The 23,562-nt window shown below is 43.2% G+C and carries 21 protein-coding genes; 15 read left to right on the forward strand and 6 right to left on the reverse strand.

Annotated features, from left to right (window positions below):
- The first annotated feature begins 222 nt into the window (after positions 1-222).
- The 11 genes from GTH32_RS15435 (at position 223) to GTH32_RS15485 (ending at position 11,942) form a co-directional block, all read left to right on the forward strand.
- Positions 223-1,821: an FAD/NAD(P)-binding protein gene (locus tag GTH32_RS15435; protein WP_163087392.1), complete on the forward strand. Its 1,599-nt coding sequence runs from the start codon at positions 223-225 to the stop codon at positions 1,819-1,821.
- Positions 1,822-2,239: 418 nt separating this feature from the next.
- On the forward strand, positions 2,240-3,220 hold the full coding sequence (gene dusA / locus GTH32_RS15440) for a tRNA dihydrouridine(20/20a) synthase DusA (protein WP_203565520.1): 981 nt from the start codon (positions 2,240-2,242) through the stop codon (positions 3,218-3,220).
- Between the two features lie 211 nt (positions 3,221-3,431).
- A complete protein-coding gene (locus tag GTH32_RS15445; RefSeq protein ID WP_163087396.1) occupies positions 3,432-3,713 on the forward strand; it encodes a hypothetical protein in 282 nt (93 codons plus the stop codon).
- A gap of 570 nt (positions 3,714-4,283) precedes the next feature.
- Positions 4,284-4,949 carry a phage shock protein PspA gene (pspA, locus tag GTH32_RS15450; protein ID WP_163087398.1) on the forward strand — a complete coding sequence of 222 codons (666 nt, stop codon included), beginning with the start codon at positions 4,284-4,286 and terminating at the stop codon, positions 4,947-4,949.
- 69 nt (positions 4,950-5,018) lie between these two features.
- Entirely contained in the window at positions 5,019-5,219 is a 201-nt protein-coding gene (locus GTH32_RS15455; protein WP_163087400.1) for a PspC domain-containing protein, read from the forward strand.
- Entirely contained in the window at positions 5,219-5,563 is a 345-nt protein-coding gene (locus GTH32_RS15460) for a hypothetical protein (protein WP_163087402.1), read from the forward strand. The genes GTH32_RS15455 and GTH32_RS15460 overlap by 1 nt, the downstream gene beginning before the upstream one ends.
- Before the next feature lie 156 nt (positions 5,564-5,719).
- Complete coding sequence (locus tag GTH32_RS15465) at positions 5,720-6,712, forward strand: DUF2333 family protein (RefSeq protein ID WP_163087404.1); 993 nt, start codon at positions 5,720-5,722, stop codon at positions 6,710-6,712.
- Between the two features lie 3 nt (positions 6,713-6,715).
- Positions 6,716-7,471, forward strand: coding sequence for a TIGR04219 family outer membrane beta-barrel protein (locus GTH32_RS15470; protein WP_163087406.1), 756 nt, complete (start codon positions 6,716-6,718; stop codon positions 7,469-7,471).
- Positions 7,472-7,661: 190 nt separating this feature from the next.
- A complete protein-coding gene (locus GTH32_RS15475) occupies positions 7,662-9,485 on the forward strand; it encodes an assimilatory sulfite reductase (NADPH) flavoprotein subunit (RefSeq protein WP_163087408.1) in 1,824 nt (607 codons plus the stop codon).
- On the forward strand, positions 9,485-11,203 hold the full coding sequence (gene cysI / locus GTH32_RS15480; protein ID WP_163087410.1) for an assimilatory sulfite reductase (NADPH) hemoprotein subunit: 1,719 nt from the start codon (positions 9,485-9,487) through the stop codon (positions 11,201-11,203). The genes GTH32_RS15475 and cysI overlap by 1 nt, the downstream gene beginning before the upstream one ends.
- Entirely contained in the window at positions 11,196-11,942 is a 747-nt protein-coding gene (locus GTH32_RS15485; RefSeq protein WP_163087412.1) for a phosphoadenylyl-sulfate reductase, read from the forward strand. The genes cysI and GTH32_RS15485 overlap by 8 nt, the downstream gene beginning before the upstream one ends.
- A gap of 44 nt (positions 11,943-11,986) precedes the next feature.
- On the opposite strand, the gene GTH32_RS15490 is transcribed toward GTH32_RS15485, so the two are convergent.
- The gene (locus GTH32_RS15490; RefSeq protein ID WP_163087414.1) at positions 11,987-12,886 is read right to left on the reverse strand and encodes a TIGR03899 family protein; all 900 of its coding nucleotides are present in this window, start codon (positions 12,884-12,886) and stop codon (positions 11,987-11,989) included.
- 142 nt (positions 12,887-13,028) lie between these two features.
- Between GTH32_RS15490 and GTH32_RS15495 the strand changes: the two genes are divergently transcribed.
- The gene (locus tag GTH32_RS15495) at positions 13,029-15,263 is read left to right on the forward strand and encodes a two-component system response regulator (RefSeq protein ID WP_163087416.1); all 2,235 of its coding nucleotides are present in this window, start codon (positions 13,029-13,031) and stop codon (positions 15,261-15,263) included.
- A gap of 6 nt (positions 15,264-15,269) precedes the next feature.
- Here GTH32_RS15495 and GTH32_RS15500 read toward each other — a convergent pair whose 3' ends face one another.
- On the reverse strand, positions 15,270-15,725 hold the full coding sequence (locus GTH32_RS15500) for a uracil-DNA glycosylase family protein (RefSeq protein ID WP_343033448.1): 456 nt from the start codon (positions 15,723-15,725) through the stop codon (positions 15,270-15,272).
- Between the two features lie 243 nt (positions 15,726-15,968).
- On the opposite strand from GTH32_RS15500, the gene GTH32_RS15505 reads away from it, so the two are divergent.
- On the forward strand, positions 15,969-16,283 hold the full coding sequence (locus GTH32_RS15505; RefSeq protein ID WP_163087420.1) for a pyridine nucleotide transhydrogenase: 315 nt from the start codon (positions 15,969-15,971) through the stop codon (positions 16,281-16,283).
- Between the two features lie 63 nt (positions 16,284-16,346).
- Here GTH32_RS15505 and sthA read toward each other — a convergent pair whose 3' ends face one another.
- The gene (gene sthA, locus GTH32_RS15510) at positions 16,347-17,774 is read right to left on the reverse strand and encodes a Si-specific NAD(P)(+) transhydrogenase (protein ID WP_163087422.1); all 1,428 of its coding nucleotides are present in this window, start codon (positions 17,772-17,774) and stop codon (positions 16,347-16,349) included.
- 177 nt (positions 17,775-17,951) lie between these two features.
- Positions 17,952-19,079 carry an acyl-CoA desaturase gene (locus GTH32_RS15515; RefSeq protein WP_163087424.1) on the reverse strand — a complete coding sequence of 376 codons (1,128 nt, stop codon included), beginning with the start codon at positions 19,077-19,079 and terminating at the stop codon, positions 17,952-17,954.
- A 256-nt stretch (positions 19,080-19,335) separates the two neighbouring features.
- Between GTH32_RS15515 and fabR the strand changes: the two genes are divergently transcribed.
- The gene (gene fabR / locus GTH32_RS15520) at positions 19,336-19,938 is read left to right on the forward strand and encodes an HTH-type transcriptional repressor FabR (protein WP_163087426.1); all 603 of its coding nucleotides are present in this window, start codon (positions 19,336-19,338) and stop codon (positions 19,936-19,938) included.
- A 22-nt stretch (positions 19,939-19,960) separates the two neighbouring features.
- Here fabR and trmA read toward each other — a convergent pair whose 3' ends face one another.
- Positions 19,961-21,058, reverse strand: coding sequence for a tRNA (uridine(54)-C5)-methyltransferase TrmA (gene trmA / locus GTH32_RS15525; RefSeq protein ID WP_163087428.1), 1,098 nt, complete (start codon positions 21,056-21,058; stop codon positions 19,961-19,963).
- A 178-nt stretch (positions 21,059-21,236) separates the two neighbouring features.
- On the opposite strand from trmA, the gene GTH32_RS15530 reads away from it, so the two are divergent.
- Positions 21,237-22,508 carry a DUF5610 domain-containing protein gene (locus GTH32_RS15530; RefSeq protein ID WP_246223286.1) on the forward strand — a complete coding sequence of 424 codons (1,272 nt, stop codon included), beginning with the start codon at positions 21,237-21,239 and terminating at the stop codon, positions 22,506-22,508.
- Positions 22,509-22,563: 55 nt separating this feature from the next.
- On the opposite strand, the gene GTH32_RS15535 is transcribed toward GTH32_RS15530, so the two are convergent.
- Positions 22,564-23,037: an RNA recognition motif domain-containing protein gene (locus tag GTH32_RS15535; protein WP_163087432.1), complete on the reverse strand. Its 474-nt coding sequence runs from the start codon at positions 23,035-23,037 to the stop codon at positions 22,564-22,566.
- Between the last annotated feature and the right edge of the window lie 525 nt (positions 23,038-23,562).

Raw genomic sequence — 23,562 nt, forward strand, 5'->3', positions numbered from 1 at the left:
TATAGCCACGGGGTGGTTGCATCAATAGAAAGTAAAAAGATCTCAAGCAATCAGTGTGCCTAGGCTACACGTACCGTTAATAAAGGCTCTTACCCTATAGATTACTAATAACGATGAAAAGCTTTCAGCGCTCAAGGAATATTTACACACTGACGAAAGTGTGGCCGTAAGTGATCTATTCGCAGGATTTAGATTAACTATTAAAAAGCGAAGAGAACGGCAATGATGAATACAAAGAAGCAAAATAATATTGCAGTGATAGGGGCTGGGCCAACCACGCTTTATTTTATTTATACGTTGCTAGGTGAAAAAATATTCCCTCAAAAAATAGCAGTATTTGAGCAGCATGATGAGTTGGGTAAAGGAAACCCATTTAGAAACGCCAACGCCATGCCTCACTTGCTATCAAATTTAAAAAGTAGCGAACTGCCAGATTTAAATATTAGCTTCGAAACATGGCTTAAGAGTACGAATCCTCCATACTTAATTGGCCAAACAAGTGATTCCGTTTTCTCGTATAACTTAGACGGGGAAACAATAGAAACTGATGTTATCCCGCGAAAAGTACTAGGAGATTATTTCAACTATTGTTTCGATAAAGTGGTAAAGGCGTTGCAACAAAAAGGTGTAGAAGTTTGCCTACATACCCACACAACCATTCGCCGTATAACAAAGCTTAGAACATGTTTTGTTGTTGATACGGGGAGTAATACCTATTCAGGGTTTTCGCATTTGGTTGTTAACACCGGTACTGACTTATGTGAGCATCAAAAGGAGGAAGGGGTATATTCAGCTTATCCTCCTCACCTCTACGCCACTAAGGCTAGTTCCCAGTTTTATATCGCGGGCATGTCGTTAACAGCTATTGATGCAGCGTTATCAATAGCTAAAACGAAAGGCCGTTTTTACCGACACTCTGGTGATATTAAATACGCCAGCGATACTGCCTACACAATAGTAATGCATTCACGTTCTGGGGTATTTCCAAAAGTTTGGTATAACAGTGATCCGGTTGCTCGCTACCAAAAGCAACTACAAGAAATAGAGACGCCGCAGGTTAGCGGTGTAGAAAGCTTCTATCGCCACAGACTTTTGCCCGTTTTTAGAAAGGCGATGCCTAACATTTATAAACAAATAGAGTTTATGTCTTTCGTTGACGCGATGGCTTTTCTTAATCAGCGGACCAACGAAACAGATCCCATTTTAAAATTAAAAGCGGAGCTCTTTTCTTTAGACAGTGATACCGTTCAATCGGACTGGCCTGCAATTATTGCAGCAGGCATAAATTGCATTCAACAAACCCCCTTGCTATTACAAGATTTTCTTACTCATTACCAAGATATTAAACCGCACTTCTCTGCCAGTGTAGCTTCAATTCCACCAGATAGCGCGAATAGGCTTATAGCCCTTTACGACAGCGGAAATTTGCGGATAACAAAAAGCGATAGCATAGACGCAGAGCCAAGGCATCACCCTGACACCATTAAGATAGATGCAACAGGCGTATTAGGCGATAAAGATAAGTTGGCCAAACTTCGTGAGCTTATTGTTTTTGATAGCGAAACCTTAAACGAGGGTGAGACGCATGTCGATAAGGTTAAAATTCAAGAAAGCACTGACAGTGAAGAATACGAACTAAGTATTGCAGATACCCACGAATTGCTTAGAAACTCCCTGCCTACCCGCGTTTTTGTAGGATCTGCTTTTGCTACCCCTTGGTATATTAATGTACCTGGGCTTGATACCTGTGCTAGCTTTGCAAAAACAATAGCCCTAGGTTGCTTAGATTCTAGCAATTATGAAGAGGCTGTAGGAGAGTAGTATTTTAAAGCAATGATACGTCGCTCATTTTTCGTATTATTCTCACATCTAGTGAGCTGTTTCCTTCGCCCATTTGTTAGCTGCTGACTTAGTATTGAATGTTTTACTTTTAGAAAACGTAATAATGCCACTTTGCTTCTGTCTAACCCGTGCAGTATAGGAAACTCCATTTTTTCTCGTCCCCTTAGTTATGCTAATATTAGCCATCTTATTTGACCCAATGTAGAGGGTGCGCCAAAGCGGAAAATTATTCCCCCATTTGGGCACCGCGCTCCCTGAATGGGGACTAAAAACCGTGAAAAGTCTAATGCTTTCGGCATTAGTGATTATTTGAGGAATGCCGTAAGTGACTGATGTTAAAGTTTTAAATGAAAATTCTGTTAAGCCAGCTATCGACAGGCGCTTCTCGGTGGCCCCAATGCTGGATTGGACAGACAGCCATTGTCGTTACTTTTTACGCTTGTTGTCCAAGCACTCGCTTTTGTACACCGAAATGGTGACAACAGGGGCAATTATATTTGGAAAGGGTGATTACCTGGGGTTTAACCACGAAGAGCACCCTGTAGCGCTACAATTAGGTGGTAGCGATCCTTCTGATATGGCTAGGTGTGCCGCTTTGGCCCAGTCGCGCGGCTATGATGAAGTAAATATTAACGTAGGCTGTCCCAGTGACAGAGTTAAAAACGGCAGCTTTGGCGCCTGTTTAATGGCTCAGCCAGAGGTAGTGGCCCGCTGCGTAAAAGCCATGCAAAAAGAAGTGGATATTCCGGTTACTGTAAAATGCCGTATAGGTATAGACGATATGGATGAAGATGCAGACTTTGCGCGCTTTATTGATATTGTCGCTGATGGTGGCTGTGATACTTTTATCGTACATGCACGAAAAGCATGGCTACAAGGGTTAAGCCCCAAAGAAAATAGAGAAGTTCCGCCGTTGAACTACCCAAGAGTGTATGCCTTAAAACAAGCGCGTCCCGAGCTATCGATTAGTATCAATGGTGGGGTAAAAACAATTGCAGATACCCAAGCGCAGCTAAATAACGTTGATGGCGTAATGATGGGGCGCGAAGTGTATGCAAACCCATATCTTCTTGCTTCTGTTGATAGTGAAATATTCGGCGATCACGCCACACACCCAATAAGTCGCCGCGAAGCGGTAATACACATGCAGCAGTACATTGAAAAGCAGACTGATCCCTACTTTAAGCCTTGGCATGTGGCTCGCCACATGCTGGGGTTATTTCAAGGTCAAGCAGGTGGACGCATCTGGCGGCGTTATTTGAGTCAAAATGGCACTGGTAAAAATCCCGACCCACATCTATTGATGAATGCGCTGGCAGCAGTAGAAGCAGCGCAACAAGAGATTGAAGAATATAATGCTAAAAAAGAAAGTGTTTAGCGGGTGGTGAAAATCACTAAATAGATAGTGATTTTGACTAAACTTTGAACTATTTGGTGGGTGGTAGGGCTTTTGTTTTTTTCGCTGCATGTTATTTATTTTTTAAATATCAGTGAGTTAAATTTATTTTCTGAGGCTGGCACAAGTCTAGCTATAAAGTAATCAAAGCAATAGCAAAGTGCTGTTGCAGTGATTATATTCGAGGGAAATTATGAAAACTTCACTTCTAGCAGCTACTATTATTACCGCAAGTTTATTTACTACATCGGCTAATGCGCAAGAATCGTATATTACGTCTATGTTGAATAATATGGTGAAATACGCAGTCACTGTATCTTCTAGTGAACTGAAAGCCGATGCGGTTGAATCTATCGCGAATACAACCTATCACTTTTCCTTAGATGAAAGTACTTCTACAGGAAAAGTGAGTATTTCTGATATCGCAGAAACTAAAGTAGACGAGTCAGTAACCGCATCTAGCGATGAAGAATAGCTCGCCAGCACTGCATCACAAACGCGCGGCACAGTTGCGCATTATTAGGCACCTTTAGGTGCCTTTTTGTTTCAAAGGGGCCTTACTGTTACTGTAATACGTAACCTTAGCTGCTCATCATTTTAGCACCACATCATTTTGCTCCAGTAACCACAATCTCATCGTGTAGGTACTGTGTTTTCTCTTCTAAGTATGCTGTTACGCGCTCTATTGAATAAATACACACCCGCCCCCCCTCCTATTTGTCGTTGAACTATTCTCTTATGACATAAGGCTAACCGGCAAAACGATGCGTTCGTTTAGGGTGGTGAATTTGACTAATTCTATTGTCAAATTCACCAAAATTAGGTTTTGATAGCCGAGTCAATACGCTACGTATTCATAAAAAATATCAAAAAACCTTGTTAAACCATGCAGTTGCCTTTTTGGCATAACGATTGTAACGGTATTAGTAACGACGACAACAAACGTTAGGCCGATGTAGATTGGTCACAACGATGAACGACTTCCATCATACCTAGCATTTTGATAGGGCTTGACTGGAAACTCACAAAGCAATGGAGAATTACAATGGGTATGTTTTCACGCATCAACGATATCGTTCAAGCGAACTTAAACGCAATGCTAGATAAAGCGGAAGATCCTGAAAAAATCATTCGTTTAATTATTCAAGAAATGGAAGAAACGCTGGTAGAAGTGAGAACCGACGCAGCGCGCTTTATTGCACAACAAAAAACGCTAACGCGGGAACGTAATGCCATAGAGAAAAGCATTGCAGATTGGCAGTACAAAGCACAGCTAGCAGTAAATAACGATAAAGAATCCCTCGCGAAAGCGGCATTAGTGGAAAAGCAAAAGTATGTTGCCAAGGCGCAAGCGATTGAAGAGCAACTTAGCCAGTTAACCGACAGCGTGGATAAAATTCAGCAAGATACAGGCCGGTTAAATGAAAAGCTTGTTGAGGCGAAGCAAAAACAGAAGTCGTTAATAACCAGAAAGCACTCGGCCACCACACGTTTAAAAGTAAAAGCGGTAGACAGTGCAGGCAAGATTGATGACGCCATGATGCGCTTTGAACACTATGAACAGCGCATTGATTATCTAGAAGCGCAGGTGGATGCATACGATGTAACCGATCAAAAAACGACTTCACTTAGTGATGAGTTTGCGGCGCTAGAGCAGGATGAATCGATAGACAAAGAACTTGCTGAAATGAAAAAGCAGAGCGTTGCCTAACCGCAATCTTTGCTGCATGGCGCCTTTTCGCCTTAATAATGTTCACAAGTGAAAGGATAGGAGACCAATATGAAAATGCCTTCGCAAAAGAGAATATATCGAGACCTAGATTCCGCCATTATCTCAGGTGTGTGCGCTGGCGTAGCGCGCTACATGGAAGTGGATACCATTTGGGTTAGAGCGGCAGCTGCGGCGGGCCTCATCTTTATGCCATTTATAGCCCTCGTAGCCTACTTTGCGGCCGTTATTTTATTGCCTAGGATAGTGTAATGAAGAATTTTCTTATCGCTGTTGTTATTGCCGTTATTATTGTTAACTGCATAGGTAGCGCGTTAAGTGGGTTGCTTGATATTCATTTGTATCAAGCGGGCACCAACTTAGCCTCTTGGGAAAGTATGGCTCTGCTGTCGGTTATTGGTGTAGTGATGGTGGTGGTTGGATTTATTGTTGCGCTAAGTGTGGTTGGAACTATATTACTTGCAGTGGGCGCAGGCTTCTTCGCACTGCTAGCTGTGGGGGTAGGCGCATTTTGGCCTATCATTGTGGTGGCACTACTTATTTACGCGTTACGTCGTAAAGGCCCGCGCACTACCACTGCGGATCACGGTGTATAGTGACAATAAGCGTAGTAAAGTTGTAGTGATTAGGTGAAAAATGGTGATATACCAATAATCATCATAAAGGTACGATAAGTTTGTAGTAACATCGCTTATTAAATAAAGCCGGTCGTCTCCGGCTTTACGTCATTGGAAAGGAAGGTTGGCATAAGTATGAGAGAATCGATAACCACAAAACGGGTAGCCGCTATTGTCGTCATTTTATTTTTAGTCTTCTGGCTTATAGGTTGGTATTGGAGCATAGCGCCAGACACTTATGACGTTAAGAAGCGGGTTGCGCAACAGTCCTCCGTCGCCCAGCCTGAAGCCATCGCAGGCTATACGTTAACTACAACTATGATTGATGTATCTGAAACTTTACTTGATAAACCAGGTGGTTACCTTTCCAACGATGTGATGCCTCCGGGCGTGTTTCTCGACAATATGCCGGCGTTCGAGTTTGGCGCATTGGAAATGATACGAGATTTAGCATTGTCTATGCGTAAAGACTTCAGTCGTTCACAGTCCCAGTCACTAGAGAATACCTATTTAACTAAGGCGCACCCTAAATTTAATATGGATAATCGTAGCTGGATGTTTCCATCATCAGAGGCGAGCTATCGCGATGGTATCGAGTTATTAAAGCAATACCGTGATGAGTTGGGCAATCCCCAAAATTCTGATAGCCAGTTTTATGCCCGTGCAGATAATTTAAGAGAGTGGCTAAAGCAGGTAGAAAAACGTTTGGGTAGTTACTCCCAACGTTTAAGTGCCAGTGTAACTTCATCGCGGGTAAATACAGATTTAGCCGGCGATGTAAAAGGCAAGCAGTCTACACCTGTGGGTCCCCAGCGTATGGTCAAAACAAGTTGGTGGAAACTCGATAATAATTTTTATGAAGCACGAGGCGCAACATGGGCTTTGCTGCATTTTTTAAAGGCCGCTGAAGTTGAATTTGCTGACGTGCTTGAAGATAAGAATGCATTAGTTAGTTTGCAGCAAATAATTCGAGAGCTAGAAGCGACTCAGCAAACCGTTTACAGTCCAATGATTCTAAATGGCGGTGGTTTTGGTATACTCGCTAATCATTCGCTAGTAATGGCAAACTATATTTCTCGCGCTAATGCCGCATTAATCGAACTTTCTGAAATACTTAATCAAGGATAATCCATGAAAAAGGGCCTTCTCGCAGCTGCCTTAGGCTGCGCATTGTTTTCGGTAACAACACAAGCAGACACAATCGCAGGGGTTTACGCCGGTGCACAGGCGTGGCAAACAGATACAACGGGTGGCTTTGCTGATAGTTCTTCTACCGCTAATTTTAATTTCGATGATGAAACAAATTCGTCGCTATACATTGCCTTCGAGCACCCCGTTCCACTTGTGCCTAATGTAAAAGTGGTTCACACCACGCTTGATAACAATGGTACCACAACGCTAGATTCGAGCTTTAGCTTTGACGGCGAGCTTTATACCGCAAACAGTGAAGTTAATACCATCACTGAACTTGAAGCTACCGACTTAATTCTTTATTACGAGTTATTCGATAATGATCTAGTAAGTTTTGATGTGGGCCTGAATGCTAAATATATTGACGGTGCGTTTTATGTAGAAGACACCGCAAGTGACACCCAAAGTTCGGGAGAGTTTTCTGGTGTGATACCTATGGTGTATTCGAAAGTTCAGGTTGGTTTGCCCTTCACTGGATTAGCAGCCTACGCTGAAGGCAGCTATTTGTCTTTTGATGACCACGAACTTAGTGACTATCAAGTTGCCGTAACTTATTCATTTATTGAAAGTATTGCAGTAGATATGACGGTGCAATTAGGCTACAGAAATGTAACGGTAGATATTGAAGATATCGATGATGTGTATGCAGATATGGAATTTGATGGTGTATTTGCGGGCCTAGAACTTCATTTTTAGGCGCTAGATTAACGCGATACCCATAGCATAAGTGGTATAAATAAAGGCACGTTTTTGCGCTAGAAAACGTGCTTTTTTTGTTTTCTTTATTTTCTTAATCACTTTAGGTAATAAAAAAGTTTCATTTATTCTTTTCTCTTCTTCTCTAAAGCCGTTAGCCTTGTGCCCATCAAATAAAGGCTAATGAATTATGTCACAGAAACCGAACCAACAATCCGCCCCTGGCGCAATATTAAATGATCAGCAGTGGAACGCGATAACGCAAGCAATGGCTGGGTTAAATCGTGATCAACTTACCTGGGTAAGTGGCTATGCTGCCGGTATGGCTGCGGCGCAAAGTGGTGCCGTGGCATCAAGCGCGGGCGCAAATGCCGTGTCGTCTGCCCCCGCACCTACGTTAACTATTTTATACGGTTCGCAAACCGGGAATGCGAAAGGTTTAGCGCAACAGTTTCAAGCTAAAGCGGAAGAGGCTGGATATAACAGCAAATTAGTTAGCATGGCTGACTACAAACCGCGCCAGCTTAAGTCAGAAACACATGTGGCGCTCTTTGTCAGTACGCATGGCGAAGGCGATGCACCTGATGATGCTATTGAGCTGCATGAGTTTGTGGCGGGTAAAAAAGCCCCTAAACTTAATAACACCAAGTATGCCGTAATGGGGTTAGGTGATAGTAGCTATGAGTTTTTCTGTCAAACCGGTAAAGACTTCGATGCAAGTCTGGCTAAGTTAGGTGCAACGTCAATCATTGAGCGTGCCGACTTAGATGTTGACTACGATGCCGATGCGCAGACGTGGATAGATAAGCTTATAGATGCACTAAAAGAAGACTTAACAGCGAAAGCGCCCGTAGCTGTAACGGCCCAAACTGGGTCTGCAGTACAAGGCGCGCCCACGCAAAGCTATACAAAAAAGGCTCCCTATACGGCCACGTTGCTTGAATCGCAAAAAATTACTGGCCGCGATTCAGTAAAAGATATACGTCATATCGAAATTAGCTTAGAAGGCTCAGGTATAACTTATCAAGCGGGTGATGCGTTAGGTGTATGGTTTAAAAACGCAGCGGGCCTAGTGCAAGAATTTATTTCTCTGCTTTCATTAAACGCTGATGCTGAAGTTACGATAGGGGATAGTCAGTTCACTTTGGCAGAAGCCTTAAGTAGTAAGCTCGAGCTTACCCTAAGCTACCCTAATTTTATTAAAGCCTATCAAAGTGCAACAGGGTCTGAGTCGTTGGCGACGTTAATGGAAGACAAGGCGCAGCTACGCACGTATATGGCCGAGCGCCAGCTAATAGATATCGTTCGTGACCACCCAGGCAAGCTAACGGAACAACAGCTGGTTGACGCACTACGCCCGCTTACGCCGCGTTTATATTCTATCGCTTCTAGCCAATCAGAAGTAGAAGAGGAAGTGCACCTTACCGTAGCGCACGTAGATTATGAGGCCTTCGGTCACCGCCATCAGGGTGGAGCGTCAGGCTTTTTGTGCGAGTATTTAGAAGAAAATGGCGAGGTTGAAGTTTTTATTGAGCCGAACGACAACTTCCGTCTACCAGAAAGCCCTGATACGCCGGTTATTATGGTAGGGCCGGGTACCGGCATAGCGCCATTCCGTGCCTTTATGCAAGAACGCGACGCACAGGACGCAGAGGGGAAAAATTGGTTGTTCTTTGGTAATCCACATTTCACCCAAGATTTCTTATATCAAGTGGAATGGCAAGGCTACGTTAAAAGCGGTTTATTAGACAAAATTACGCTGGCGTTTTCTCGTGATCAACAAGAGAAAGTGTACGTACAACATCGTCTATTAGAACACGGCAAAGACGTTTACCAATGGTTGGAAGACGGCGCACACTTCTACGTGTGTGGAGACGCGACCCATATGGCAAAAGATGTGGAAAATGCACTTATTAGTATTGTGCAAGAACACGGCAATAAATCAGAGGCTGACGCAAAAGCCTATATCGTAACGTTACGTAAAGCTAAACGTTATCAGAAGGATGTCTATTAATGAGCAATGAAAAATCACCATTTATCGTTGAGGGCAAGCTTGCTGACAACGAGCGCTTAAAGCGTGAGAGTAACAATTTACGCGGCACCATTGAGGCAGACCTAAAAGATGACCTTACAGGTGGCTTTACCGCCGATAATTTTCAGCTTATTCGTTTCCACGGTATGTATCAGCAGGATGACCGCGATATACGCGCAGAACGTAGTAAGCAAAAATTAGAACCGTTACACAATGTAATGCTAAGAGCACGTTTACCCGGCGGCATCATCCAACCTTCACAGTGGTTGGCTATCGATGAGTTTGCAGAGCAGCACACGCTCTATGGCAGTATTCGTCTAACCACCCGTCAAACCTTCCAGTTTCACGGGGTGCTAAAGCCGAACATAAAGATGATGCACCAAACCCTAAATAAGGTAGGTATCGACTCTATTGCCACAGCTGGAGACGTTAACCGTAACGTACTTTGTACTTCAAATCCTGTGGAATCTGAGCTACATATTGAAGCGTATGAATGGGCTAAGAAGATAAGTGAGCACTTACTTCCCAAAACTCGTGCGTATGCCGAGATTTGGTTAGATGGCGAAAAAGTAGAAACCACTGAGAAACCAGTGGAACCAATTTTAGGGGATAATTATCTGCCGCGTAAGTTTAAAACTACGGTAGTTATTCCCCCGCAAAATGATGTTGATGTGCATGCCAATGATCTAAATTTTGTGGCAATAGCGCAAGACGGCAAGCTGGTTGGCTTTAATGTGCTGGTAGGCGGTGGTTTAGCTATGACCCATGGCGATCATAGCACCTACCCCCGCAAGGCCAGCGATTTCGGTTTTATTCCTCTAAAGGATACCTTAGCTGTGGCGGCGGCAGTGGTTACCACTCAACGCGACTGGGGAAACCGTGTTAACCGTAAAAACGCGAAAACAAAATATACCCTAGAGCGTGTGGGTGTAGATAACTTTAAAGCTGAAGTAGAAAAACGTGCGGGCGTGCAGTTTGAAGAAAGCCGACCTTACGAATTTACCGGCCGTGGCGATCGTTTTGGATGGGTTGAGGGCGTTGATGGTAAGTATCATTTAACGGTATTTATTGAAAATGGTCGCATTCTCGATTATCCAGGTAAAACCCTTAAAACGGGGTGCGCTGAAATTGCGAAGATACACAAAGGCGATTTCCGTTTAACCGCAAATCAAAATTTGATCATCGCCGGTGTAGCTGAAGAAGAAAAAGCGCACATTGAATCGCTCGCCCGTGAGCATGGCCTAATAGCGCCAGAGGTGTCTAACCAACGGCTAGACTCTATGGCCTGCGTTTCGCTACCTACATGCCCACTTGCAATGGCTGAGGCAGAACGTTATCTCCCTGATGCTGTTACCGAGCTTGAAGGACTATTGGTTAAACATGGCCTAGCTGATGACAGTATTATTTTCCGCGTTACCGGATGTCCAAATGGATGCGGGCGCGCCATGCTCGCTGAAGTTGGATTAGTAGGTAAAGGACCAGGGAAGTACAACCTTCATTTAGGCGGCGATCGAGAAGGTACGCGTATCCCTAGAATGTATCGCGAAAACATCAGCGACCAAGAGATTATGCGCGAATTGGATAGTCTGATCGGTCGGTGGGCAAAAGAGCGTAATGATAAAGAAGCATTTGGCGACTTTGTTATACGCAAAGAAATAGTTGCACCTGTGATTGACTCGGCAAGAGATTTTTATGACTAATTCAACACTAAGCGACATTCAGCCGCTGACGTTAGATATTAGCAAGGACGAACTTGCTACTATTAACGAAGCGTTGGAAGACATGGATGCTCAAGCTCGCGTAGCTTGGGCTCTGGAGAACTTACCCGGTAACCATATTGTTTCTTCTAGCTTCGGTGCACAGTCTGCTGTGATGCTGCATATGTTGACGCGTGCGAAAGCAGATATTCCTGTGGTACTGACTGATACTGGTTATCTGTTTCCTGAAACCTATAAGTTTATTGATACGCTTACAAACGCGCTGCAGTTAAACTTGCATGTTTATAGCGCCAATATGTCTGCCGCATGGCAAGAAGCACGATTTGGGCGCTTATGGGAACAAGGTATCGAAGGGATCGAACAATATAACCAAATGAACAAAGTAGAACCTATGCAACGTGCGCTAAACGCGCTTGATGCAGGGACATGGTTTGCTGGCTTACGGCGAAGTCAGTCTGATAGCCGAGGCAAGTTGCCTGTACTCCAGAAGGTTGGTAAGCAATTTAAACTTTACCCCATAATTGATTGGAGTAACAAAGATTTGCATTACTACCTTAAAGAGCATGAGCTGCCGTACCATCCCCTTTGGGAGCAAGGCTATGTTTCTATTGGTGATTGGCACACCACGCAGTCACTTCAAGAAGGCATGAGCGAACAAGACACCCGCTTCTTTGGGCTCAAACGCGAGTGTGGGTTACACGAATTTGGTGACGGCATTTAAGCTGCCTGTGTGGCTTAAATAGCCGGTACACCGTAGCGGCGTGATCACTTGATGATAAAGGCTTCGCTAAGTACGCTTTTTAGCAACTTGGTGTAAGCCTGGTTTTCATGCCGGGAAACTAGCTTATAAAGCTCACTACCTACGGCGGTAAACTTATAATAAACCAAAGCTACGCCGGTGGTTTTACTCTCTAATTGCAAATTTTCATTGCCACAGCGCCAACTCGATTGTTGCCCCTCAGTATATTCTCCGCTTTCAATCTCACTGGCATATATTAATTTCATATCTTGAAGGGCCAAAAGATCTGGATATGAAAGCCCCACTGAGGCAAGATTAATTTGTTCCGGTACTGGCCGACGAAGAAAGGAAAATAGCCCCTTTCGGCGATGAAAGCCCACTAATATGCGGGGGACTTTATCGTTGTTTCGACGACTGGCAATGCTCACTGCTTTTGCAAACACCTTAGCATCGCGGTGGGTTAGCGACTTTAATAGTTGCAAACTTCTGAGCGAAAAACTACCGGGTCTGCTTATTTCAACTGCAAAAATTTTACCCCATAGTTCCTGCATTGCTGGGCTGTAAATTTCTTCCGCTAACGAACTAAAAGCAAAAAACCAATCGGGGTCTACATTATCGCCGTCCGATTCGGTGATTGACACATTTAGTGCTATATTTAACACTGCTTTGAGGTTAGATGCTTTTTGCAACTCTAAAATCTGTTTTCTTCGCGCCAGCGCTTGCTTCTCTCGCTGAGGGTCAGGCGAAGACATTGAGGGGGAAATCCCCACCCGAGAAAACCACGACAGTATTTTTTGCTGATGCGTCGCCGCGGCGGTTTTATTCTCAGTGTTATCCTGTGCTTTGCTTTGTTTAACCGGGTCGCTTTCATTTATTTTTTGCGGCTGATTAGTGGGGGGCACGTACGGATCAGGAGTGATTTTCATAAGTTATATACTCAAAGCAGAGTAATGTACTACCAAAGGATAAATACTATTGCATTCGCGACTTCATTAATCAATAGTATGGTTTAAGCAGCACTTTGCAAGGTATCAGCAGAGTAAATGGGTAATAAGGGTATAAGCAGTTATGTCGGCAACGGATTACGATAACGACGAGTTAGTCTTCTTAGAAGATGATAATGACAACGCAATCGATACTACAATCTACAAAGAATGGAATATCTTAATTGTCGATGACGATGAAGAAATTCATACCGTTACTCGTCTAGCACTTGCCGACCTTGTGGTGAATGAACGAAAACTAAACTTTCTGCATGCCTATTCTGGCGAACAAGCACAGCAATTACTGCACGAATACGGCAAAGGTATTGCCATTATCCTTCTTGATGTGGTTATGGAAACCGACTACGCAGGTTTTGATGTGGTTCGCTACATTAGAGAAAGCATGAGGTTAGCCGAACCCCGTATCATTTTACGCACCGGACAACCCGGCTACGCCCCCGAAGAAGAAGTCATCAAGCTTTATGATATTAACGACTATAAAACGAAAACAGAGTTAACCCGGGGAAAGCTGTTAACCACGGTTATTTCATCGCTACGTTCATATCAACAAATTATGACGATAAATCAAAATCGTATCGGGCTTGAGAAGATAATTTCCTCCTCATCTAACCTGTTTGAAGAACATTCGGTTAAAGGGTTTTGTGAAGGAGTCGTCACCCAAATAAGTTCATTAATTGGCTTAGATGCGGAAGGGTTGTTGTGCGCCCGTGCAGGTGCAGTATTAGATAAAGACGATAATGGCATTTATGTACTCGGCGCGGCAGGCGAATACGCAAGCCTTATCAATGAGCCCATTGAACATATACGCGATGATGAAATTGTAGAGCAAATCAACCGTTGTTTGCGCTTAAAGCAACATATCATCGAGCCTCAGTCATCTGTGTTGTATATTAATCGAGCCGGTTTTGAAGCTGCCGTTTATGTGCATATGGCCAGTGCGGTTAGCAATATAGATAAGAACTTGTTAGAGGTTTTTCTATCGAGTATTTCGGTAGGCTATGAAAACGTTAACTTATTTCATGAACTTAGAAATGCGGCATTTCGCGATTGGCTCACTCGATTACCTAATCGTAACGAGTTCATCAATATGTTGGACAAACCCCACCTGTTTGCAGGCGATAATTATTCAGTAGCACTTGTAGATGTAAATCACTTTTCCGATGTAAATGATGGGTTAGGCCAAGAAGCAGGCAACGAATTGCTATTAGCAATCACCCAGCGGTTTCAAGATACATTCACTAATAAAGTAAGAATTGGTCGCATCGGTGCAGACGTGTTTGGTTTAATAGGGCCCTCTGAGGAGGTTAACCCTACCTCTATTAGCGACGTGTTCGAGTCTTCGTTTAAAGTAAGCGACCACACCCTGCCGATAAACGTTACCATCGGCCTCTGTCGACTAGAGAACCAGCAAGGCGTAGGTATCAATGTTTTGAAACGGGCGAATATTGCGCTAAATAGAGCGAAAAAGAACCTTAGCGATAATCACGAATACTACGCAAAAAGCATTGAAAGCCAAACCACATGGCGTCTAGATATGATACGCCAGTTGAGAAGCGACTTTATCAATAGAAAATTGCAACTGTGGTATCAGCCCCAGGTAGACTTAGTCAGTGAAAAAGTGGTGGGAATGGAAGGGTTATTGCGCTGGCCTGACGGCGAGGGCGGTTATATTTCCCCTGCGGTATTTATACCATTGGCAGAGTATTCAGGGCTTATTGTGGATATTGGTCAATGGGTACTTGAAGAGTCGTGTCGGAAGCTTAAAGAGTTAAAAGAAGCCGGTTACGATAACCTGCGTGTAGCAGTGAATATTTCAATCCCCCAGTTTAGAGATAGACACTTTGTCGAAAAAGTAAAGAACGCCCTCATCGCCTCAGATTGCGATCCTAGTTTACTTGAGCTAGAGATTACTGAGAGCGTAGTGATGGATGAGCCACAAATTGTAATTGATGCACTTACCACGTTAAAAGAGTATGGCGTAGGTATTGCGATAGATGATTTTGGTACGGGCTTTTCCTCAATGAGTTATTTGCAAAAGCTTCCGCTAGACAGGCTGAAAGTTGATCGTTCATTTGTAAAAGACATTCAGCCTGGTAAGAGTGCGGTATTGGCAGAGACTATTGTCACCTTAGGCAACAAGCTTGGCTTGCTTACTATTGCCGAAGGTGTTGAAAAGCGTGAACAGGCCAGTTACATGATAAAGTTAGGCTGCGTCGAAGCGCAGGGCTATCTGTACGCGAAACCCATGCCTTTCGAGGCTTTAATGTCTTACTTACACGACCATAGTACAACCGAATAGTTAGACCTAAAGGCTGCGCTTTATATAGGCAGCAGCCTTGGGTAAATACTCTGATTCAAACCACGGATGTTTAGCGAGCCAACGATTATTTCTGCCTGAAGGATGAGGTAAAGGGATCAAACCCTCTGAAAAATCGCATTGTGTCATCGCTTCGCTAAGTGACTTAAACTGTGGAAGATAGTACTTTTGCGCATACCTACCCACTAAGATGATGGCCTGTGGTTTTATTATCGACAGAAATTGATGGTGCCACTTTGGCGCGCACTCTTTGCGCGGTGGTGCATCGGCCCCGTTTTTATACCCCGGAAAGCAAAACCCCATTGGCATAATGGTCAACTTGTCTGGGTTATAAAAGGTGGCTTCATCGATCTTAAGCCAGCGACGTAACCGAACGCCACTTTGATCGCTGAACGGTTTACTGTTGTTGTGTGCTTGTTGCCCGGGCGCTTGCCCTATAAGCACGAGTTTACTGTATCCCGCAGAAAAAACGGGTCTGGGTGGTTGAGGTAAAAACTCACTACAGAATGAGCAGTGTTTTGCCTCATTGATTAATGTAGCTAGGTTGTCCTTTTGCATTGTAATTAAATTTGTAAAAAATAAAAAACTGTCATCTTAATGTAATATTCCTCTGATTGAGATTGACGAAAGGCGCTATATACATTATATTTACATCTAACACCTTTCGTTGTATCACAGGAGAAAACCATGCGTAAAGTAGTTCTGGGAATAGCCTTGTTGTCCGCTTTTGGCGTTGCGCATGCTGAAACTCAAAGCAATCAATTATTTGATTGTATGGATGCACAAAGCTTTGAGATTAATAATCAATGTATGGCTGATAAGATCAGTAGCAACATGCAGTTTCGCGACTCTCAAGCTAATTTAGTTAATATAGCAAGTGAAAGCCGCGGTGATTATGCCATTGCAACAATGACCTTCGACCAAGAGAATATGCACATCGATGTAGTTGCTCATAGAGAAGCATTGAATGCCCAAAATACACTAGCTGCAAATCGCAATTAAGTGTAAGCAACGTCTATTAGTACAAAAGCCGGCATTTGTTGCCGGCTTTTTTCGTTTTTAAGGTCAAAATATCCTGTTCAGTCCGTTTATTGCAGCCACCCGATAGGCCTCTGCCATAGTGGGGTAGTTGAACGTGGTATTGACAAAGTAGTCTATGGTATTGGCTGAACCCGTTTGCTGCATAATGGCTTGCCCGATGTGAACAATTTCTGAGGCTCGCTCGCCAAAGCAGTGAATTCCTAATATTGCTTTCGTTTCGCGATGAAAAAGAATTTTCAAACTCCCTACCTGCGTTGATGCAATCTGTGCGCGTGCAAGGTGCTTAAACTGTGCTCTACCTACTTCGTAAGGCACTTTTGCTGCAGTGAGTTCTTGTTCAGTCTTTCCTACCGAACTTATTTCGGGAATAGTGTAGATACCCGTTGGAATATCAGCAACAAGTTCAGCGTGTGTGGCTTTGTTTAACATGGCTTCCGCGGCAAATCGACCTTGGTTATATGCAGCTGAGGCAAGACTTGGATAACCAATAACGTCTCCCACAGCATAAACGTTTTCAACGTCGCTTTGGTAGTTTTCGTTAACCTTCAGCTGCCCACGTCCATCGGCCTTAAGCCCTATATTTTCTAACCCCAGGGTGTCGGTATTGCCGGTTCTGCCGTTGGCAAACAACAAGCAGTCAGCGCGCATTCGTTTACCCGATTCAAGGTTTAGGATCACCGAATCTTCTGTGGCCTCTACCGATTTATAAACTTCATTATGGCGAATAAGTACGCCGTTGTTCCAAAGGTGGTAGCTTAAGGCATCGGAAATTTCGGTATCCAGAAACGACAGTAGTCTGTCGCGCATGTTTACCAAGTCAACCTTAACACCAAGGCCTCTAAATATACTCGCATACTCAGATCCAATAACACCAGCGCCGTAAATAATGATAGATTTGGGGTCGTGATCTAACGATAAGATAGTGTCGGAGTTATAAATCCGAGGATGGTTAAAATCGATATCTTTCGGACAGTAAGGGCGGGAGCCGGTAGCAATGGCTATTTGTGCAGCGGTTACAATATCTGCAGAGCCATCTTTTCTAGTGATTTGCAGTGTATGTGCATCGATAAAACTGGCTTCTCCGTGAAACAAGGTAACTCGATTACGATCATAAAAAGAAGAGCGTAAACGGGTTTGGCTTTCAACAACACCGCTTGCGTGGCGCATAATTTCCGAGAAGGTTAAACTGCGGCTAACGTGGTTATCGGCAAAAAGTGGAGAGTTATTGTACTCAATTAATCGGCTAACAGAGTGTCTAAGCGCTTTTGATGGAATGGTGCCCCAATGTGTACACCCACCGCCGACAGCTTCGTAGCGCTCCACCACGGCCACTTTTTTCCCTGCTTTGGCTAACTGCATAGCTACACCTTCACCACCGGGTCCAGTGCCAATAACTATTGCATCGTAGTGATAAGAAGAAGGGGTGGGTTTGTCTTTTTGCTTCGCCGCCATAACTGCATCCTATTTTGAAATTCGGGTAACTAACTATTCTACAATCTATATATTGTGTACTAAGTTACTCGGTTTGTAATTTCAACTCTAGTCGCAATACATAAATAAATAAGAACCCACATAAGCAATACTCATGTGGGTTTTTATCAAGCCTTCGAAAAACGAAGCAATGTTTATCTACGCAGGATGAAAAGATAAATGTTGCAGTTGCATCCACTTCTCTTTTTGCAGCGCTAGTGCCTGCTTCAATTCCTTGTACTTATAGGTTAATTCTAAGCCTTCAATACTACGCTGTAAGGTCTTCTGCTTAATGCGCATTAAACGCTTCTTGGTAGCGTAATAGTCAGACATTTTTTGTACCAGCAAGTCGTATTCAGCGTGAATGGTCGACATAACTTCATCAGCATTAGGAAGAGATGACGCTTTTTCACTGGCCCTTTGCAATTGCATTGCTACACGTGCCTTTTCGATCCGTTCTTCTGGCACCTTGCGAAGATTCCGCGTCAAACCAATATAAGATAACCCTTTAATCAACCACTTTGTGGGATCAAACTGATACCAACGAATACCATTGCGATAATCGTATTCAAAAATATGGTGGTAATTATGATAGCCCTCGCCAAAGGTAAAAAACGCCAGTATGCCATTGTCTCTTGCACTATTTACATCGGTATAAGGCTGTTTACCCCAAAAATGGGCTAACGAGTTTATAAAGAAGGTAACGTGATGTACAAGTACCAGTCGCAATACCCCTGCTACTAATATCATTCCTAATATATCGCCATTTAGCCAGCCTAGTAGACCGGTGATACCAAAGTTCGCTACTAACACAATGGGGAGGTAATAATTGTGCTGCCACATAACTACCTTATCTTTCTGTAAGTCTTTACAGTTTTGATAGTCGTGGTAACGATTAGCTTGGTATTCCCGTAGCATCCAACCTATATGAGCAAACCATAGGCCTCTTTTAGCAGAGTAGGGGTCGCTATCATTGTCATCTACATGGCGATGATGAACTCTATGATCTGACGACCAGTGCAAAATACTATTTTGCAACGCCATGGCGCCGCCTATAGCAAGAACAACACGAACAACAATGTTGGCGTCGTATGTTTTATGCGACCACAAACGGTGATAACCCGCTGTAATCGACATTCCGGTAAAATAGAACAAGAAAATAGCAGTACCAATTTCTGCCCAATCGATTCCCTGATGCGCTACCCATAAAGGCACGCCAATGAATGCAATGGAACCGGTAATTATAAATACCAATACATTCGTTAGGATAAGAGGTGGTTTTTTCATTTTATACAACTCAGCTTACAAGTGTTCGCTAATTTATCGTTTTATTCCCCATCAGGCAAGTAAAACACTGATAAGTTATGCTTACAGCTGTAAACTTTAATGTTTCAGAAAAGCCATTGTCAGGTGATTTATCATACAAATTCGAAGGGCAAGAAGGAGTTAGGAAACGTGCTTTGGATTGTAGTAAAGCAAAAATTATCTCAAATACAATAGCAAGATACGTTAAACTTATGCTACGAAACTAAGTGGTACTATTGTGAGCCGTCAAGAACAAAAACTTAAAACTCGCCAAAACATTATTCACGCTGCGTTTTCTTTGTTAGACGAAAACCGTAGCTTATCGGCGATAAGTCTGCGTGAAGTTGCCCGTGAAGCAGGTATAGCGCCTACCTCTTTCTATCGACATTTTAAAGATATGGATGAACTAGGGTTAACTTTGGTTGATGAAGCCGGGCTGGCGTTGCGTCAGTTGATGCGTCAAGCTCGACGACGTATTGCCTCTGGTGGCAGTGTTATCCATACGTCGGTTGAAACCTTTATGGAATTTATTACCGCTAATAAAAATGTATTTCGCTTGTTATTGCGCGAACATACGGGGACATCCACGGCGTACCGTCTGGCGGTGCTTCGGGAAATTCAGCATTTTATTGAAGAGTTAACCGACTACATTATTGAACAGCAAAATGTGGAGTATCGCATAGCGGTTGTTCAAGCAGATGCAATGGTAAGATTAGTGTTTAGTGCCGGTGCAGAAGCATTGGAAGCAGATGCAGAATTGCGGGCAGAGATTGGCGACCGGGTGAAAATGCAATTGCGTTTTGTGCAACTAGGGGCGGCCGCCAAATTCTTTTCTGATTGATGATGAGATGTTGTGTTTTAGTTTAACTTTTTCGGCTCAATAAAACGCCAGCTTCTATGTGATGCGTGAAAGGGAATTGATCAAACAACGCAGCTTGAGTCACAGCGTGTGTTTCACAAAGTAACGTTAAATTATCCGCCAGGGTTTCGGGGTTACATGAAATATAAAGGATGTGCTCATAGTCTTGAATCATTTTTAATGAATCTATATCAAGGCCTGCACGCGGTGGGTCTACTAACACCGTCGAAAAATTGAAACTATCAAGGTCAACGCCTTCTAGTCGGCTGAATGTCCTTTCTTTTCGCATGGCCTGAGTGAACTCTTCCGCCGCAAGCCTGACGATGTTCACGTTAGTCAAATTGTTAGCTTTGATATTATATTGAGCGGCCTGTACCGATGGCTTCGCTATTTCAGTACCTACTACCTGATTAAACGTTTCAGCTAGCGGTATGGAGAAATTGCCCGCTCCACAATACATTTCCAGCAAATCTCCTTCTAATGCGGCACAACAATCCATCGTCCACTCAATCATACGACAGTTGACGAGTGCGTTAGGTTGGGTAAAGCTGTTTTCGATGTGCTTAAACACGTATTCTTTTTTGCGTACTGGCAAGCGTTCAATTACATAGTCGTGCCCAATAATGCGCTTTTGCTTGCGCGCACGACCAATAATATTTACCGCGTTAAAGTAAGGAGATAAAAGGGCCTTCAATTGCTCCGCTTCTTGTGCCCAAGTATCGTCAAGCTGCTTGTGATACAGCAAGCTAATAACAATTTCTTCAGACATGGCGGATAAATAGTCAATTTGAAAGAGCTTTTTACGCAGAACTTGATTGTTGCGTAAGTTTTCCATCACCAATTTCATGGCTCTGTTTATTGCTTCACATGCTGGCGGAAATACATCTACGCGATATTTTTCTTTCGTGCTTTGATTAAACATGATGTGGTAGAGGTCTTCGCCGTCATGCCACACGCGAAATTCTGCGCGCATACGGTAATGAACCGGCTGTGAATGGTATACGGAAAGCGCAGGTGCGTTGAACGGCGCTAGTAGGCTGGTTAACCTAGCTACCTTCTCATCTAGTTGGCTTTGATAATCTTGTTGTGTCGGCGCCGTCATAGTGCTCTCCGGTTTTCGTTGTAGTGATGAAGCTTTTACAAAGGTGGCGAATTGTAGACACTTTCATTATATGTGCAATGCGAAAAGCAGTAATACAATAAAATGTTGTATTAAAATTAAACAATTTCATTTTGCTGCCGATAACGCCTATGAGGATAGTGAGGATCAAATTATGAACATGAGTCAAATTAAAGCTTTCATGGGCGACCAGAAAGTGGATCAAAAGGCGTCGGTTCACCCAAATGAAGCCATCAAGAAGCAGTTGCAGAGCGACGGATTACAGCAAGCCGCTGAATTTTCAAAGCAGCAGGCGGCAACAGTAACTATGAGCAGTTCACAGACATCTATTGGTTTGAAGGTTTTTAGTGGTTCGTTAAGCCAAAATGTAGTTGTGGATGGGAAGCGACCACAAGAAAGTACAGCAGCATCTGAAACAGAAGACAAAAAAGAAGCGAGCCTGTTCGACTTTGAAGAGGTGGCTAAAAACGTATTGCGTTTTGTCGGTGGCGTGATTAAGGGGGCTGCTGATAGCGGGGCGCCAGACGATAAATTGTCAGGGCTGGTTGCGCAGGCCCGTGAGGGCGTCAGCAAAGGTTTTGCTATGGCAGAAAAAGAACTCGCTAGCTTTATGAATGATGAAATAGCTGAGGGAATGGATAAAAGTCGTGATCTTATTGACACGGGTATTAATAAATTACAAGCAGATATTTTTGGCAAAAATACCCCAATAGGAGCAAGTGAACTAAGTGTATTATCGGCTTCAGATGAGAGAACAGGCCATTTGCACATAAAAACCAAAGACGGCGATGAGGTTACCTTACGTTTTGATACGGTTCGGCAAATGAGTCTAACTGAACAAAGTGATGGTTCCCAGGTAAACACTGATACGCAAAATGAGAATAATCAAACTTATCCAAGCCAGACATCTATTTACCAATTCTATGAAAAAACTGGCATTAGCTTTTCGCTACAGGGTGAGTTGGATGAAGACGAATTAGAAGCTATAGCCAATGTTGTAGGCCAAGCACAGGATCTTGCTGATACTTTCTATAGTGGCGATCTGGATACAGCGTTTGAGCAAGCACTCGATCTTGGTTTTGACGATAAAGAATTGGTGGGTTACGCATTACAGTTAAATCGCACTACTCAGGCAGAAGTGATGAAAACCTATGAGAATATTAAGCACTATAGTGAAGATGCAGAAGTAGAAAATCAGTATGGAAACGTAGTAAGTCCTGTTTCTCAGTATGTAGAGAAAATGATGGCGACGTTAGAGAACGCGCAAAATACGCTAGCATCTAGCAGTGACTATAATACGCTTATCTCTGGCCTTATTAACGAAATGAAAGATGTTCAGGTTCCTGATTTGGTCTCTGCAATTAATCGCTTTCACTCATTTAACCGTAGGTTGCTCGACAATATGCCTCAGCAGGAAGGTAGTGAAGTATAAGATAGCTAGCTGTGATAATAGATATAAAAAACCTGGGCAAGCCCAGGTTTTTTTATTACTCGTGTTCAACTTTGTCTTTTGCCGGTCGAACCTTTAGGGTTCGTTCTTGAAAGAGTGAGTCGTTCGTTTTCGCGATAACTGCATCGATATCATCTGTCATCACTTCTATGAAGCCATAACCTTTGCGCTTTCCCGTTTTCCTATCCTTCATTAGTCGTACAGACTGAACTTCCGTAAAACTAGCAAAATAATCCTTTACCGCAGCTTCATTAGCACGGTAGGGCAAATTGCCTACATATAATGTAGCCGTAATTGCGTTAGCTACATTATCGCTGTTAGTTGAAGAAACTTTCGCTGACGATGTATTAAGAAGAGAAGCGAGCCAAGGTGTAAGTATCCCCCCTAGTAACAGCGAGGCTGAAACAGTAAGTGGAACATGAGTATTTAAATTAGCAGAAGAAAACAACAAATAACCTGCTATTGCAAAAACTGCACTTATTATAGTGCATTGAATAAAGCCAACTTTCATATACCTACCTTATCTAGTGTTTATTATCGTATTGGAGGCTGTTCGTAGTTTACTCATTTGTAACAAATTGAACAACAGAATGTGAAAAAAGTAGTCTAAAGATCAATGGAAAGAGTGCATATGCTGTAAAAATAGGCTGTTAACCACTAAATTCAAACTAAATGCAAATAAACAGCAGATAACTGTTGATCTTTAAGTCCAGCTATTTATAATGCGCTCCACGTTTTGAGGGGGCTACAAGCAAACTTAAAACAACGCGCTAACACGGTTTTTTGAGAAATAAAAAGTTTAAAAAACACGGTTGACATCAAGTTTAAACGATGTAAAATGCGCACCTCACTCGAACAGGGTGAGCCACTAGAAAGCAACGGCTTCTAGTGAATTGCGACGAAGTCGCAATGTTCTTTAACAATTTAGACAAGACAATCTGTGTGGGCACTCGTTAAGAGTGTCGACAACGACGATTCATAATTCGATATATTTAATTGAAGAGTTTGATCATGGCTCAGATTGAACGCTGGCGGC

This window comes from Alteromonas profundi (genome assembly GCF_010500865.1).
Lineage (GTDB): Bacteria > Pseudomonadota > Gammaproteobacteria > Enterobacterales > Alteromonadaceae > Alteromonas > Alteromonas profundi.